Source organism: Streptomyces sp. NPDC044921, assembly GCF_056432865.1.
In genome coordinates, this window is sequence record NZ_JBWKIF010000002.1 from 153694 (window position 1) to 167995 (window position 14302).

Consider the following 14302-nt stretch of genomic DNA (forward strand, 5'->3'; position numbering starts at 1 on the left):
CGTTCCATGACAGCGGACGCACGGGGGCCCTGGTGAGGTTGAGCCGGCCGGGGCTCGGCGCGGCCGGGCGCCGGCCGCATCCGGGATCCTTGACCTCCCCCCGCGGTGAGCCGAGGATCATGTGCCATGACGATGCCAGGACACGGCAGCACGGTCGACGGAGTCCTGCGGCGCAGCGCCCGGCGCACCCCGGCGCGCGTCGCCGTCGAGTACGCCGACCGCACCTGGACGTACGGCGAACTCGACGCCGCCGTCTCCCGCGCGGCGAGCCTCCTCCTCGGCCAGGGCCTCGCACCCGGGGACCGGGTCGGCGCCTACGGCCACAACTCCGACGCCTACCTGATCGCCTTCCTCGCCTGCGCCCGGGCGGGCCTGGTCCACGTTCCCGTCAACCACCACCTCACCGGCGACGACCTCGCCTACATCGTGGGCCAGTCGGGCAGCTCCCTGGTCCTCACCGACCCGGGCCTGGCCGGCCGGCTCCCCGGCGGCGTGCGGACCCTGCCCCTGCGCGGCACCGGCGACTCGCTGCTCGCGCGGCTGGACGGCGCGCCCGCGTACGACGGGCCCGAGCCGCGGACCGAGGACCTCGCGCAACTGCTGTACACGTCCGGGACGACCGCCCTGCCCAAGGGCGCGATGATGACGCACCGGGCCCTGGTACACGAGTACCTGAGCGCGATCACCGCCCTCGACCTGAGCGCCGGCGACCGTCCCGCGCACGCGCTGCCGCTGTACCACTCGGCGCAGATGCACGTCTTCCTGCTGCCCTACCTCGCCGTCGGCGCGACGAACCTCATCCTCGACGCACCCGACGGCGACCGGCTCCTCGACCTCGTCGAAGCGGGCCGCGTCGACAGCCTGTTCGCCCCGCCCACCGTGTGGATCGCCCTGTCCCAACGGCCCGACTTCGCCACCCGCGACCTCGGCGGCCTGCGCAAGGCCTACTACGGGGCGTCGGTCATGCCGGTCCCGGTCCTCGAACGGCTGACGGAGCGCCTGCCGGAACTCGCCTTCTACAACTGCTTCGGACAGAGCGAGATCGGCCCGCTGGCGACCGTCCTCGCCCCGGAGGAGCACGAGGGCCGCATGGACTCCTGCGGCCGGCCCGTCCTGTTCGTCGACGCCCGGGTGGTCGACGAGGACGGCAAGGACGTCCCCGACGGCACCCCCGGCGAGATCGTCTACCGCTCCCCGCAACTGTGCGAGGGCTACTGGGACAAGCCCGCGGAGACCGCCGAGGCCTTCCGCGACGGCTGGTTCCGCTCCGGCGACCTCGCGGTGCGCGACGCCCACGGCTACTACACGATCGTCGACCGCGTGAAGGACGTCATCAACTCCGGCGGAGTCCTCATCGCCTCCCGCCAGGTCGAGGACGCCCTGTACACCCACCCCGCCGTCGCCGAGGCGGCCGTCGTGGGCCTGCCCGACGAGCGCTGGATCGAGGCCGTGACGGCAGTCGTCGTCCCGCGCGCGGACGTCTCGGAGGAAGAGCTGATCGACCACGTCCGCGAGCGGCTCACCCCGTTCAAGGCGCCGAAGCGCGTGGTGTTCGTGGACGAACTCCCGCGCAACGCCAGCGGGAAGATCCTCAAGCGGGAGCTGAGGGACAGGTTCGCGGGCGGGCCGGACGACGCGGTGTCCGGCCGCTGACGCCGCGGGGAACCCTGTTGCGCCCGAGTGCCCGGGGCGGCGAGGATCCCGGGCATGCCGGTCTTCGACGCCCCGGACGGAACGCCGCTCGCCTGCCACCCGCGCGGGGAGGGCGAGCCGCTCGTCGTGCTGCCCGGTGGACCCATGCGCGCCTCGGCCTACCTCGCAGACCTGGGCGGACTGGACGCCCACCGGCAACTGGTCCTGCTCGACCTGCGCGGCACGGGGCAGTCCGCGGTGCCGGACGACCCCGCGACCTACCGCTGCGACCGGCTCGTGGACGACGTGGAGGCCCTGCGGCGGCACCTCGGGCTGGAGCGGATGGACCTGCTCGCGCACTCGGCGGGCGGAAGTCTCGCCCTGCTGTACGCGGCCCGGTATCCGCACCGGGTCGGACGGCTCGCGCTGATCACCGCCGTGCCGTGGGCCCTCGGCCTGCCGGCGACCGAGCAGGACCGGCTGGCGGCGGCCCGGGCACGGGTGTCGGAGCCCTGGTTCCCGGCCGCCTTCCCGGCGTTCGAGGCCTGGCTCGCGAACCCCGCCGACTTCGATCCCGCGATCTGGGCGTTCTGGTACGGACGGTGGGACGACGCCGCCCGGGCGCACGCCGAGCGCGACGAGGCGGAGACCAACGACGAGGCCGCGGGCCGCTACGGCGCGGACGGCGCCTACGACCCGGCCGCGACCCGGGCCGCGCTCGCCCGTCTCACGGCCCCGGTGCTGGTCCTGGCCGGAGAGGCCGACGGCGGCCCGAGCCCGGCCCTCGCCCGCCGCACCGCCGACGCCTTCCCGCACGCGGAGTTCGCCGTGCAGCCGGACGCGGGGCACTACCCCTGGCTCGACGACCCGGAGTGGTTCGCGCGGCGCGTGTCCGCCTTCTTCGCCTGACCGGGCGGCACGTCCGCGCGCGGTCGGCGGAGCGGCCCCGCCCGGCGGGCGAGTCGGCCCCACGGGCGGCCGGGGCGTTCCTCAGTCCTGCGGGCCGTAGGCCGTCATGAAGCGGTCGCGGAACTCGTCCATGCCCCACCGGGGAGCGTCCGGGGCCGGCTTGAGACCGTCGGTCCAGCCCCAGTCGGCGACCCGGTCGAGCACCTTCTCGTCGTGCGCGACGATCGTGACCGGCACGTCCTTGCCGGTGTCCCCGGCGGTGACGGTCGGCACCGGCTGGTGGTCGCCGAGGAACACCAGCACCGTGTCCTCGCCGCCGTAGCGCTCCATCCACTCGGTGAGGCTGCGGATCGAGTACTTGATGGCCTTGCGGTACTCGGCGCGCACCTTCTCCGGGTCCTTCCAGACCTCGGCGGGGTCGGTGCCCTCCTTCTTGATCCGGTGGAACACCGAACCGTCCCCGAGGTCCTCCCAGTCGATCATCCGGGCGAGGGGGGACCAGGGGTTGTGGCTGGAGGCCAGGATGATCTCCGCCATGATCGGCTGACGGTCCTTCCTGCCGTGCTCCAGGCGCTGGAAGGCCTCCATGCTGAACTGGTCGGGCACGGGCGTCCAGCTGAAGTACGGCCCGTGGTAGCCGAGGTGCTGGGAGTCGTAGATGTGGTCCAGGCCGAAGAACTCGCCCTCCGGCCAGGCCCGCCGCACGCCCGGCACGATGCCGACGGTCCGCCAGGCGCCCGTCTTGCCGAAGTACTTGGTCAGTGTCATGCGGTCGCTGGTGGTCAGGCTGCGGTACCGCTGCTGGTTCTTGATCCACAGCCCCGACAGGAACGTCGAGTGGGCGAGCCAGCTGCCGGCCCCCGTCACCGGCGAGCGCAGCCAGCCGCTGCGCGACTCGAACCCGGCCGCCCTCAGCCTGCCGGTGCCCTCCTTGAGCACGGCGTCGGTCCGCTCGGCCATCGCCGGGTCGTCGATCGCCACCCGGCCGTAGCTCTCGATGAAGGTGAACAGCACGTCCTTGCCGCGCAGGCCGGTCAGCAGCCGGTCGGGCGGCGTCTTGGCGAAGGCGTCCACGGCGGCCTGCTTCTCGAAGACGCGGGCGTCCTTCAGGCCCGCGCGCACCTGCTCCACCCGGTTGCCGACGAACTCGGCGTTGCCCTTGGTGGCGATCGGCACCGTGCCGAGCTGCACGCCCAGTGTCATGCAGGTGATCCACGCCGTGCCGAGGATCAGCGTCGTGCGTGCCGCGACGGGCCGGTGCCGCACCATCAGGTCCGTCAGCCGCACCACCGCGAGCGTCGTGAGCACGAGCACCGCGACGAACAGGACGAGCACCCCGATCACGGCCAGCACCTGGCCCGTGCGGCCGAAGGTCTCCCGGAGGAAGTCGGTGGCGTGCTCGACGAGGATCCAGTCCAGGACGAGGTCGAAGGGCCGGGCCAGCACCTGGTAGAAGCCCATGTCGACGAACTTCAGGACGGTGATCAGCCCGAGGAGGGCGCCCGCGACCACCGCCGTGACCCGGCGGGCCCGCGGGGGGAGCGCGAGCAGCAGGCCCGCGAGCAGCACGCCCTCGGCGGGGATCCGCAGGAACGAGGCGAACGCGATCCGCTCGATCCGGTTGGGCACGAGCAGCGCGAACACCACGAGCGCCCCGGCCAGCACGGTCGTCCCCACGGAGATGCCCCGCGCGGCCCGCGGGCAGCGCCGCCGCCAGCCGAACCAGCCGAACCAGCCGGGCGCGCCGGCGCGCGCCGCGGTGTCCGGCGTGCCCGGGGCGGTCGTGCCCGACGGGTCGCCCTCCCGGTGTGGCTCGCTCGCTTCGTCCGTCCCGGCCCCGCCGGTCCCGCCGCGCGCCGTCTCCGCGCTGGTTCCCCGCTGCGGCCCGGCCGCATCCGAGCCGTCGTCCGGTTGCGCCCCGCCCCCGGTGCGGTCCGGCTGCTGGTGGGGGCGAGTGAAGAGCGACACCCGGTGGTCCTTCCGTGCGGTCGTGCGGTGGCAGGGCGAACAGAGCCCGGTGCCGAGCCTGCCACCACCAGTACGTCCGTACGTCACCTCGGGTTCAATCCCGGGGCCGGTGAATCACCCGTCCGCAGCCGCCGCCACCTCCCGCGCCCACCGGTAGTCCGCCTTGCCGCTCGGCGACCGGCGCACCTCGTCCGTGATCACCAGCTGCCGCGGGATCTTGTAACCGGCGAGCCGGTCACGGCAGTGCGTCCGGATCTCCTCCAGGGACGGCCGCGCCGCCCCCGCGCGCAGTTGCACCACGGCCGCCACGTGGTGGCCCCACCGGGGATCCGGCACCCCGGCCACCAGCGCGTCGTAGACGTCCGGGTGGGACTTGAGCGCCTGCTCGACCTCCTCCGGATAGACCTTCTCCCCACCGGTGTTGATGCACTGCGAGCCCCGGCCGAGCACGGTGATCACGCCGTCCTCGCCGACGGTGGCCATGTCCCCGAGCAGCACCCACCGTTCCCCGTCCTTCTCGAAGAAGGTCTCGGCGGTCTTGACCGGGTCGTTGTAGTAGCCGAGCGGGACGTGCCCGCACTGCGCGACCCGCCCCACCTCCCCGGCCGCCACCGGCTCGTGCGTCACCGGATCCACCACCCGCGTACGGGCGTTGACCCGCACCCGGAAGCCCCGCTCCGGCCCCGCGTCCTCGGTCGCCGTGCCGTTGAACCCGGACTCCGACGAACCGAAGTTGTTCAGCAGCACGGTATGCGGCACCAGTTCCCGGAACTGCCGGCGCACCGTGTCCGACATGATCGCGCCGGACGACGACACGCTGAACAGCGACGAGACGTCGATGTGCTGCAACGGGCCGCTCAGCGCGTCGACCAGCGGCCGCAGCATCGCGTCGCCCACCAGCGAGATGCTGCTGACCTTCTCCTTCTGCACGGTGCGCAGCACCTCCTCGGGCACGAACTTGCGGTGGACGACCACCCGCTGCCCGAAGTGGAAGCCGATGAACGCCGTGAGGGTGGACGTGCCGTGCATCAGCGGTGCCGTCGGGAAGAACGTGATCCCGTCCCCGCCGGCGGCCACCCGCTCGGCGAGCTCCTCCGGCTTCCGCACCGGCTCACCCGTCGGCGCGCCCCCGCCGAGCCCCGCGAAGAACAAATCCTCCTGCCGCCACATCACACCCTTGGGCATCCCGGTCGTACCGCCGGTGTAGATGATGAACCGGTCGTCGCCCGAGCGGGCCGGAAAGCCCCGCTCCGGGCTGCCCGCCGCCTGCGCCCGGGCGAACTCCGCGCACGGCACCGCGGCGGCCCCCGGCGGGGGAGTGCCCACCCGGAGGAGATGCCGCAGCTTGCCCGCCCGGGGCCGCACCGCCGCCACCCGGTCCGTGAACTCCGCGTCGAAGACCAGCGCCACCAGGTCCGCGTCCCGGTAGAGGTACGCCAGCTCGTCCTCGACGTAGCGGTAGTTGACGTTGACCGGGACGATCCGCGCCTTCAGGCAGCCCAGCACCGTCTGCAGGTACTCCACGCAGTTGTAGAGGTGGAGCCCGAGGTGCTCACCGGGCCGGATTCCGCTGTCCAGCAGGTGGTGGCCGACACGGTTGGCCGCCGCGTCCAGCTCCGCGTACGTCAGGCGGCGCTCGTCTCCCGTCCCGGGATGGTCGACGTGGACGAGCGCCTCGCGGCCGGGAACGACGTCGACGACCGACTCGAACAGGTCGGCAAGGTTGTACTCCACCGTTCCTCCTGACCCCGGGGCGTGCCTGGTACCGGACGGTTCGCCGGTCATCAGAGCAAAGGGCGCCGGAACTGTGAAGGCTCCGCGCGAAAAAATCTGACTGCCTGTCAGAAAACCCTTGAAGTGCCTCGCCACCTACTGCAACCTGTTCTCGTTCCGGGAGAGGGGAGTTGGCCATGGGTGGGACCGAACACCTCACCGTGCAGCGGGAAGGCGCCACACTGGTGCTCACGCTCAACAGGCCGGAGGCCAGGAACGCGCTCTCGTTGCCGATGCTCGTCGGCCTGTACGACGGCTGGCTGAAAGCCGACGCGGACGACTCCGTCCGCTCGGTCGTCCTGACGGGCGCGGGCGGCTCGTTCTGCTCCGGCATGGACCTCAAGGCCCTCGCCGGGAACGGCATGGCGGGCGAGGAGTACCGCGACCGGCTCAAGGCCGACCCCGACCTGCACTGGAAGGCGATGCTGCGCCACCACCGCCCGCGCAAACCGGTGATCGCCGCCGTCGAGGGCCACTGCGTCGCGGGCGGCACCGAGATGCTCCAGGGCACCGACATCCGCGTCGCCGGCGAGTCGGCGACCTTCGGCCTGTTCGAGGTCCGCCGCGGCCTGTTCCCGATCGGCGGGTCCACGGTCCGCCTGCCCCGCCAGATCCCCCGCACCCACGCCCTGGAGATGCTCCTCACCGGCCGTCCCTACCGCGCCCGCGAAGCAGCCGCCATCGGCCTGATCGGCCACGTCGTCCCCGACGGCACCGCGCTCGGCCGGGCCCTGGAGATCGCCGAGCGGATCAACTCCTGCGCCCCGCTCGCCGTCGAGGCCGTCAAGGCCTCCGTGTACGAGACCGCCGAGATGACCGAGGCGGACGGCCTCGCGGCCGAACTCACCCGCGGATGGCCCGTCTTCGACACCGCCGACGCCCAGGAGGGCGCCCGCGCCTTCGCGGAGAAGCGACCGCCCGTCTACAAGCGCGCCTGACCGAAGGAGCCCCCCGGCATGCCCGAACTCCTCAAAGCCCCCCTGGTCGTCGAGTTCCCGTTCACCCGCTCCCTGGGCCCCGTCCAGAGCGCCTTCCTGACCGGCCTGCGCGAACGCGTCGTCCTCGGCGTGCGCACCGGCGACGGCCGGGTCCTCGTGCCGCCCGTCGAGTACGACCCCGTCACCGCCGAGGAGATCCGCGACCTGACCGAGGTCGCCCCCACCGGCACGGTCACCACCTGGGCCTGGAACCACGCCCCGCGCCGCGGCCAGCCCCTCACCACGCCCTTCGCCTGGGTCCTGGTCCGCCTCGACGGCGCCGACACCGCCCTGCTGCACGCTCTCGACGCCCCCGGCCCCGGGGCCGTGCGCACCGGCATGCGCGTCCGCGTCCGCTGGGCGCGGCGACGCACCGGCGCCATCACGGACATCGCCTGCTTCGAGCCGTACGACGGCGGCCCCGCTCCGCAACCCGCGGGGCACACCGGCGGGTTCGAGGACCCGGTCACCGGCATCGTCGCCGCGGCACGTCTCGACTACACCTACTCTCCCGGCCGCGCCCAGACCGCCTACATCGAGGCCCTCTCCCGCCGCCGCACCGTCGGCGAGCGCTGCCCGGACTGCCGCAAGGTGTACGTCCCGCCGAGGGGCGCGTGCCCCACCTGCGGGGTGGCCACGTCCGAACAGGTCGAGGTCGGACCGCGCGGCACCGTCACCACCTTCTGCATCGTCAACATCAAGGCGAAGAACCTCGACATCGAGGTGCCGTACGTCTACGCCCACATCGCCCTCGACGGTGCCGACCTCGCGCTGCACGGCCGCATCGGCGGCATCCAGTACGACGAGGTCCGCATGGGGCTGCGCGTCGAACCCGTGTGGACCGAGGGCGCCCGCCACCCCGACCACTACCGCCCCACGGGCGAACCCGACGCGGACTACGACACCTACAAGGAGCTGCTGTGACGAGCGCGCCGCCGCACCGCGACATCGCCGTCGTCGCCTTCGCCCAGACCGTCCACCGGCGCACCAGCGACGAGTTCTCCGAGGTGGAGATGCTCATGCCGGTGCTCCACGAGGTCCTCGACCGAACCGGCCTGAGGACCGCCGACATCGGCTTCACCTGCTCCGGCTCCAGCGACTACCTCGCCGGGCGCGCCTTCTCCTTCACCCTGGCCCTCGACGGCGTCGGCGCCTGGCCACCGATCTCCGAGTCCCACGTCGAGATGGACGGGGCCTGGGCGCTGTACGAGGCCTGGACCAGGCTCCTCACCGGCGACGCCGACACGGCCCTCGTCTACGCGTACGGCAAGTCCTCGCCCGGGCCGGTCCGCGACGTCCTGACCCGCCAGCTCGACCCGTACTACGTGGCACCCCTGTGGCCCGACTCCGTCGCCCTCGCCGCCCTCCAGGCACAGGCCCTGATCGACGCGGGCCACACCGACGAACCGGCGCTCGCCGCCGTCGCCGCCCGCAACCGGGAGAACGCGGCGGCCAACCCCCACGCCCAGCTGCGCCGCGGCGTGCCGCAGGGCGACTACCTCGTGCGGCCCCTGCGCACCGGCGACTGCCCGCCCATCGGCGACGGCGCCGCCGCCGTCGTCCTCGCCGCCGGGGACCGGGCCCGGGAGCTGTGCGGGCGCCCCGCCTGGATCCGCGGCATCGACCACCGGATCGAGCCCCACGGCCTCGGCGTGCGCGACCTGACCGACTCGCCCTCCACCCGCCTGGCCGCCGAGCGGGCCGGCGCCTTCGAACGGCCCGTGGACACCGCCGAGCTGCACGCGCCCTTCACCGCCCAGGAGATCGTCCTGCGCAGGGCACTGCGCCTCGGCGACGACGTGACCGTCAACCCCTCCGGCGGGGCCCTCGCCGCCCACCCGATCATGGCCGCCGGGCTCATCCGCGTCGGAGAGGCCGCCGCCCGCATCCACCGCGGGGACTCCCGCCGCGCCCTCGCCCACGCCACGTCCGGCCCCTGCCTCCAGCAGAACCTGGTCGCCGTCCTCGAAGAGGAGCACCGATGAGCAAGGAGCCCGTGGCCGTCGTCGGCATCGGCCAGACCAAGCACGTCGCGGCCCGCCGGGACGTCTCCATCGCCGGACTGGTCCGGGAGGCGGCCCACCGGGCCCTGGCGGACGCCGAGTTGACGTGGGCCGACGTCGACGCCGTCGTGATCGGCAAGGCGCCCGACTTCTTCGAGGGCGTCATGATGCCGGAGCTGTACCTCGCCGACGCCCTCGGGGCCGTCGGCAAACCCCTGCTCCGCGTGCACACCGCGGGCTCGGTGGGCGGATCCACCGCCCTCGTCGCCGCGAACCTCGTCGCCGCCCGCGTCCACGGCACCGTCCTCACCCTCGCCTTCGAAAAGCAGTCCGAGTCGAACGCCATGTGGGGCCTGTCCCTGCCCATCCCCTTCCAGCAACCCCTGCTCGCCGGGGCCGGCGGGTTCTTCGCCCCGCACATCCGCGCCTACATGCGGCGCAGCGGCGCACCCGGGACGATCGGCGCCCTCGTCGCCTACAAGGACCGCCGCAACGCCCTGAAGAACCCCTACGCCCACCTCCACGAGCACGACATCACCCTGGAGAAGGTGATGGCCTCGCCCATGCTGTGGGACCCGGTGCGCTACTCGGAGACCTGTCCCTCCTCCGACGGCGCCTGCGCCATGATCCTCACCGGCCGGGCCGGAGCCGCCCGGGCCCCGCGAGCGCCCGCCTGGCTGCTCGGCGGGGCGATGCGCAGCGAACCGACCCTGTTCGCGGGCAAGGACTTCGTCTCCCCGCGGGCCGGGCGGGACTGCGCCGCCGACGTCTACCGGCAGGCGGGCGTCACCGACCCCCGCCGCGAGATCGACGGCGCCGAGATCTACGTGCCGTTCTCCTGGTACGAACCCATGTGGCTGGAGAACCTCGGCTTCGCCGGCCCGGGCGAGGGGTGGAAGCTCACCGAAGCGGGCGTGACCGAACTGGACGGGGACCTGCCCGTCAACATGTCGGGCGGCGTGCTGTCCACCAACCCCATCGGCGCCTCCGGCATGATCCGCTTCGCCGAGGCGGCCCTCCAGGTGCGCGGGCAGGCCGGGGAACACCAGGTGGAGGGCGCCCGCAGGGTGCTCGGGCACGCCTACGGCGGCGGATCGCAGTTCTTCGCCATGTGGCTCGTGGGAGCACGGCCGCCGGACTCCTGAAAGGTCCCGCTCACGTGCTCTGTCGGGCCCGGTGCGCGATCGCTAGGCTGGCCGCGGACGACGCAATCGGGAGGAGCACGGACGTGGCCGAGACCACCACCCAGCAGCGCCCGCTCATGGGCTGGGACAAGCCGGACCTGGACCTCAGCAAGGCACAGTGGCAGTCCAGCAGCCGTGGCCTGGGGGATGTGCAGATCGCCTTCGTGGAAGGCTTCATCGCCATGCGGAACAGTGCCCGCCCCGAGAGCCCCTCCCTGATCTTCACGCCCGCCGAGTGGGGCGCGTTCGTCTCGGGAGCGCGGGAAGGGGAGTTCGACCTCACCTGACGCCGGTGAGCGCACCACCCCGGGCGGCCGTGGTCCCACGGCCGGTCCGGGGGTGTTCCGGCGGCGTTTCCGGACACGCGACCCGAAGCAGCTTTCCTCGGCCGCCTCCTGCGTCAGGCTGGCACCGGGGAGGGCACGGTCGTCACCCGGAAGCGAGGAACTCATGAGTACCCAGCCGGTCGTCGCCGCGGTCGACGGTTCGGACGACAGCCTGCGCGCCCTGGAGTGGGCCGTCGACGCGGCCGTGCGGCGCTCGGCCCCCCTGCGCGTGGCGCACGTACGCCAGTACGCCCACTGGGCCCAGCCCGAAGTCCTCGCCGCCGGTCCCGCCGACCCGCGGGAGGATCCCGTCCTCGACCGTGCGCGCACCCACCTGGAGACCCGCACCGGCCTGCCGGACACGGAGTACGTCGGCCTGGAGGGCGCGACCGGCGTGGCCCTGCCCGAACTGGGCGCCACCGCCCAGTTGCTGGTGCTCGGTTCCCGCGGCCGCGGCGGCTTCGCCAGTCTGCTGCTCGGCTCCACCAGCCTGGCCGCCGCACGCGACGCCGAGTGTCCCGTCGTCGTGGTGCCCCGGCCCGGACGCGAGGTCCACGGCGGGGCTCCGGGCGGATTCGCCCCGCGCGTGGTGGTCGGCCTGAAGGTCGACGGCCCCGACGACGCCACGCTGGAGTTCGCCTTCACCGAGGCCGCCCGGCGCGGGGCCCGGCTCCGGGCGGTCGCCGCCTACCCGTGGCCCGCGCAGCCCTGGATGCTGCCCGGGGAGGTGCCCCCGCCGGTCGTCGAGCAGGACGTCGTCGAGGACGAGGCCCGGGTCCTCGCCGAAGGCTTCCTGGCCCCCTACCGCGAACGGCACCCCGGCGTCGAGGTCGAGGCGGTCCCGGCGGCGGGGGACGCGGCCGGGCACCTCGTCGCCGCCTCCCGGGACGCCGACCTCGTCGTCGTCGGCCGTCACCGGCGGCACCTGCTGGCGCCCGCCCGCATGATGGGCTCGGTCACCCAGGCGGTCCTGCTGCACGCCGCGAGCCCGGTGGCGGTGATCCCTCCGGCGCCCCCGGAGGACTGAGCCCCGGGGGCGGGGACGCCCGCCCGCCTATCATCGGCGCCATGCGGGAACCGATCAGCAGGGACGCCCGGCTCGCCCTGGACCTCGCCCTCACCGTCCGGCACGACGGCGAGGGCGGTGTCACCGACGACCTGACCACCCCGGAGGACCTGACCGCCTGGGTGCGGGCCCACCCCGAGGCCCTGCCGGACGCCCGCCGCGACCGGGCCGCCCCGTGCGGCACGGGGCGGCGAGGGAAAGGGGAAGACGCCGGTGCCGGTTTCACCGCCGACGCCGCGCAGCTCGCGGCCGTCCGCGAACTGCGGGCGGCCGTGCGCGCGCTCTTCGCCCGCGCCGTGCGCCCCGGCGCACCGAGCCCCGCGGACGCCACCCGGCTGATGCCCGCACCCGAAGCCGTGCGGCGGCTGAACGCGGCGGCGTCCCGCACCCCGACCGTGCCCGTACTGGACTGGCCCGAGGACACCGGCCCGGTCGTGCGCCACCGGCCCGTCCGGGCCGGGAACGACCTGACGGCGGCCCTGGCACAGGCCGTGATCGCGTTCCTCGCGAGCCCCGACCGCGACCGGCTGCGGGCCTGCCACGCACCGCGCTGCGTGCGGTACTTCCTGAAGGACCATCCCCGCCAGGAGTGGTGCACACCGTCCTGCGGCAACCGGGCCCGGGTGGCCCGCCACCACCGCCGGCACCGGGCCACGGCCTAGCCGGACCGAGCCGCCGCCCGCCCGGCACGTCGTAGGCCCGGGCACGTACCATGGCGACATGTCGTTCCTCCGCCGCCGCAGCGCCACGCCCGCCGGGCCCGACTTCGACGTACTGGCCATGGACCCGGGCGACTGGCCCGGCAACCTCGGCGCGGGACTGCTGCCCGCGCCCGACGGCACCTGCCAGGGCGTCTTCCTCCGTTACGACCTGTTCGGCGGCCGTGGCCCCGCCATGATCATCGGCAATCTGCCGGAGGGCTCCCCGGCCCGCGACGTCCCCGAGGGGGAGGTCCCCTTCGAGGTGGCGCAGCTCCTCCTGGCGCTGGAGAACGACGAGGAGGTCACCGTCGTCGGCACCGAGGACGTGCCGGTGATGCAGGGCGACAACCTCCTGATCGTGCGCCGGATCAAGCTCTCCGAGAGCCGGATCTCCTGCGTGCAGTTCGACCGCAGCGACAACGTCCTGGTGACCATCGCGGCCTGGGACCGCCCGATCACGGACGACCTGTACGCGCTCCTCAAGCCGCTGCCGGCGGAGCTGTTCCAGCAGGGCTGACCCGGCGGCGGGCCCGCGCACACGAAAGGGCCGCTGTGCGCCTCGCCAGGCGCACAGCGGCCCTTTCGTCCCCGTCAGCGAGTGCCGACCGCCGCGCGCACGGCCCGCCGGGCCAGCTGGCAGTCGTCGTGCAGCCGCCGCAGCAGCAGCCGCTGCTCCTCGCCGGACGGCACGGCACCGGGGTGGGCCGGTCCCGGTACCGCCGGGGCCGCGTCGTGCATCGAACGCTGCACGGCCGTCTCGTACGTCCGGATCTCACGCGTCAGCACCAGCATCAGGTTCACCAGGAAGGCGTCCCTGGACGCCGGGCCCGCCGACTGCGCGATCTGGCTGATCTGCCGGCGCGCGACCGGTGCGTCCCCGAGCACCGACCACAGCGTCGCCAGGTCGTACCCCGGCAGGTACCAGCCCGCGTGCTCCCAGTCCACCAGCACTGGACCGGCCGGTGACAGGAGCAGGTTCGACAGCAGGGCGTCGCCGTGGCAGAACTGGCCCATGCCCTGCCGGCCGGCGGCCTGCGCGATGCCGTGCAGCAGCTTCTGCAGGTCGCCCAGGTCGCGGTCGGTGAGCAGGCCGAGCTCGTGGTACCGCGCGATCCGGGCCGCGTAGTCCAGCGGGGCGTCGAACGTGCCCGCCGGCGGCCGCCAGGCGTTCAGCCGGCAGATCGCGCCGAGCGCCGCCCTGATGTCCGCCCGGGGCGGCGCCTCGGCCGGGTGCCGCTGGAGGGCCGCCACCCGCCCGGGCAGCCGCTCGATCACGAGGGTGCAGTTGTCCGGGTCCGCCGCGATCAGCCTCGGCGCCCGCACGGGAGGGCGGTGCCGGACGAACGAGCGGTACGCCGCTATCTCGTGGCGGATCCGCTCGGACCAGGCGGGGGAGTGGTCCAGTAAACACTTGGCGACGGCCGTGCTGCGACCGGTCGTACCGACCAGGAGCACGGACCGGCCGGTGCGGCGCAGCACCTGGACCGGGGCGAACTCCGGGCAGATGCGGTGCACCGACGCGATCGCGGTGCGCAGCTGCGCGCCCTGGGGGCCGGACAAGTCGAGTCTCCCGCTGAGCGGTTGGGTGCCGAGCACCGCGCCGCGCCGAGCCCTGCCCGCTCCGAGCACGGGGGCCGCCGGCCGCGCGGGGGCGAGGTAGGGGCCGCTGTCCGTGGGACGCGGGTGGAGCGACCGGGGCGGTGCGGACACGGAGGACGATGCTGCGTACATGGGCGAGACAGATCCCTTCGTGTGCCTGCGAC

General features: G+C 73.9%; 13 protein-coding genes. 10 read left to right on the plus strand and 3 right to left on the minus strand.

Going from position 1 to position 14302, the window contains the following annotated elements:
* Positions 1-126 precede the first annotated feature (126 nt).
* Together AC07DA_RS03330 and AC07DA_RS03335 are read left to right on the plus strand one after the other, a co-directional pair.
* The gene (locus tag AC07DA_RS03330; protein WP_479124139.1) at positions 127-1653 is read left to right on the plus strand and encodes an acyl-CoA synthetase; all 1527 of its coding nucleotides are present in this window, start codon (positions 127-129) and stop codon (positions 1651-1653) included.
* 54 nt (positions 1654-1707) lie between these two features.
* Positions 1708-2541 (plus strand): alpha/beta fold hydrolase, encoded by an 834-nt coding sequence (locus AC07DA_RS03335; protein WP_479124141.1) that lies wholly within the window; start codon positions 1708-1710, stop codon positions 2539-2541.
* Positions 2542-2622: 81 nt separating this feature from the next.
* On the opposite strand, the gene AC07DA_RS03340 is transcribed toward AC07DA_RS03335, so the two are convergent.
* Entirely contained in the window at positions 2623-4509 is a 1887-nt protein-coding gene (locus tag AC07DA_RS03340) for an alkaline phosphatase family protein (RefSeq protein ID WP_479124143.1), read from the minus strand.
* 114 nt (positions 4510-4623) lie between these two features.
* Positions 4624-6243, minus strand: coding sequence for an acyl-CoA synthetase (locus AC07DA_RS03345; protein ID WP_479124145.1), 1620 nt, complete (start codon positions 6241-6243; stop codon positions 4624-4626).
* A gap of 176 nt (positions 6244-6419) precedes the next feature.
* Here AC07DA_RS03345 and AC07DA_RS03350 point away from each other — a divergent pair, with 176 nt between their 5' ends.
* The 8 genes from AC07DA_RS03350 to AC07DA_RS03385 all read left to right on the plus strand — a co-directional run bounded on the left by AC07DA_RS03350 (position 6420) and on the right by AC07DA_RS03385 (position 13056).
* Positions 6420-7220 (plus strand): crotonase/enoyl-CoA hydratase family protein, encoded by an 801-nt coding sequence (locus AC07DA_RS03350; RefSeq protein WP_479124147.1) that lies wholly within the window; start codon positions 6420-6422, stop codon positions 7218-7220.
* A gap of 18 nt (positions 7221-7238) precedes the next feature.
* Complete coding sequence (locus AC07DA_RS03355; RefSeq protein ID WP_479124149.1) at positions 7239-8183, plus strand: Zn-ribbon domain-containing OB-fold protein; 945 nt, start codon at positions 7239-7241, stop codon at positions 8181-8183.
* Complete coding sequence (locus tag AC07DA_RS03360) at positions 8180-9244, plus strand: thiolase domain-containing protein (RefSeq protein WP_479124151.1); 1065 nt, start codon at positions 8180-8182, stop codon at positions 9242-9244. Before AC07DA_RS03355 ends, AC07DA_RS03360 begins: the two co-directional genes overlap by 4 nt.
* Positions 9241-10407, plus strand: coding sequence for a thiolase domain-containing protein (locus AC07DA_RS03365; protein ID WP_479124153.1), 1167 nt, complete (start codon positions 9241-9243; stop codon positions 10405-10407). The genes AC07DA_RS03360 and AC07DA_RS03365 overlap by 4 nt, the downstream gene beginning before the upstream one ends.
* 83 nt (positions 10408-10490) lie before the next feature.
* Positions 10491-10733, plus strand: a complete 243-nt coding sequence (locus AC07DA_RS03370) for a DUF397 domain-containing protein (RefSeq protein ID WP_094052129.1) — start codon at positions 10491-10493, stop codon at positions 10731-10733.
* A 163-nt stretch (positions 10734-10896) separates the two neighbouring features.
* On the plus strand, positions 10897-11799 hold the full coding sequence (locus AC07DA_RS03375; protein WP_479124155.1) for a universal stress protein: 903 nt from the start codon (positions 10897-10899) through the stop codon (positions 11797-11799).
* A 41-nt stretch (positions 11800-11840) separates the two neighbouring features.
* The gene (locus tag AC07DA_RS03380) at positions 11841-12500 is read left to right on the plus strand and encodes a CGNR zinc finger domain-containing protein (protein ID WP_479124157.1); all 660 of its coding nucleotides are present in this window, start codon (positions 11841-11843) and stop codon (positions 12498-12500) included.
* Positions 12501-12558: 58 nt separating this feature from the next.
* Positions 12559-13056 (plus strand): hypothetical protein, encoded by a 498-nt coding sequence (locus AC07DA_RS03385; protein ID WP_094052128.1) that lies wholly within the window; start codon positions 12559-12561, stop codon positions 13054-13056.
* 74 nt (positions 13057-13130) lie between these two features.
* On the opposite strand, the gene AC07DA_RS03390 is transcribed toward AC07DA_RS03385, so the two are convergent.
* Complete coding sequence (locus AC07DA_RS03390; RefSeq protein WP_479124160.1) at positions 13131-14270, minus strand: aminoglycoside phosphotransferase family protein; 1140 nt, start codon at positions 14268-14270, stop codon at positions 13131-13133.
* Between the last annotated feature and the right edge of the window lie 32 nt (positions 14271-14302).

What these genes read in the sequence shown, in the direction of transcription:
- AC07DA_RS03330 (WP_479124139.1), top strand. Translation starts at nt 127, where the DNA reads ATGACGATGCCAGGACACGGCAGCACGGTCGACGGAGTCCTGCGGCGC.
- AC07DA_RS03335 (WP_479124141.1), top strand. Translation starts at nt 1,708, where the DNA reads ATGCCGGTCTTCGACGCCCCGGACGGAACGCCGCTCGCCTGCCACCCG.
- AC07DA_RS03350 (WP_479124147.1), top strand. Translation starts at nt 6,420, where the DNA reads ATGGGTGGGACCGAACACCTCACCGTGCAGCGGGAAGGCGCCACACTG.
- AC07DA_RS03355 (WP_479124149.1), top strand. Translation starts at nt 7,239, where the DNA reads ATGCCCGAACTCCTCAAAGCCCCCCTGGTCGTCGAGTTCCCGTTCACC.
- AC07DA_RS03365 (WP_479124153.1), top strand. Translation starts at nt 9,241, where the DNA reads ATGAGCAAGGAGCCCGTGGCCGTCGTCGGCATCGGCCAGACCAAGCAC.
- AC07DA_RS03375 (WP_479124155.1), top strand. Translation starts at nt 10,897, where the DNA reads ATGAGTACCCAGCCGGTCGTCGCCGCGGTCGACGGTTCGGACGACAGC.
- AC07DA_RS03380 (WP_479124157.1), top strand. Translation starts at nt 11,841, where the DNA reads ATGCGGGAACCGATCAGCAGGGACGCCCGGCTCGCCCTGGACCTCGCC.
- AC07DA_RS03385 (WP_094052128.1), top strand. Translation starts at nt 12,559, where the DNA reads ATGTCGTTCCTCCGCCGCCGCAGCGCCACGCCCGCCGGGCCCGACTTC.
- AC07DA_RS03390 (WP_479124160.1), bottom strand. Translation starts at nt 14,270, where the DNA reads ATGTACGCAGCATCGTCCTCCGTGTCCGCACCGCCCCGGTCGCTCCAC.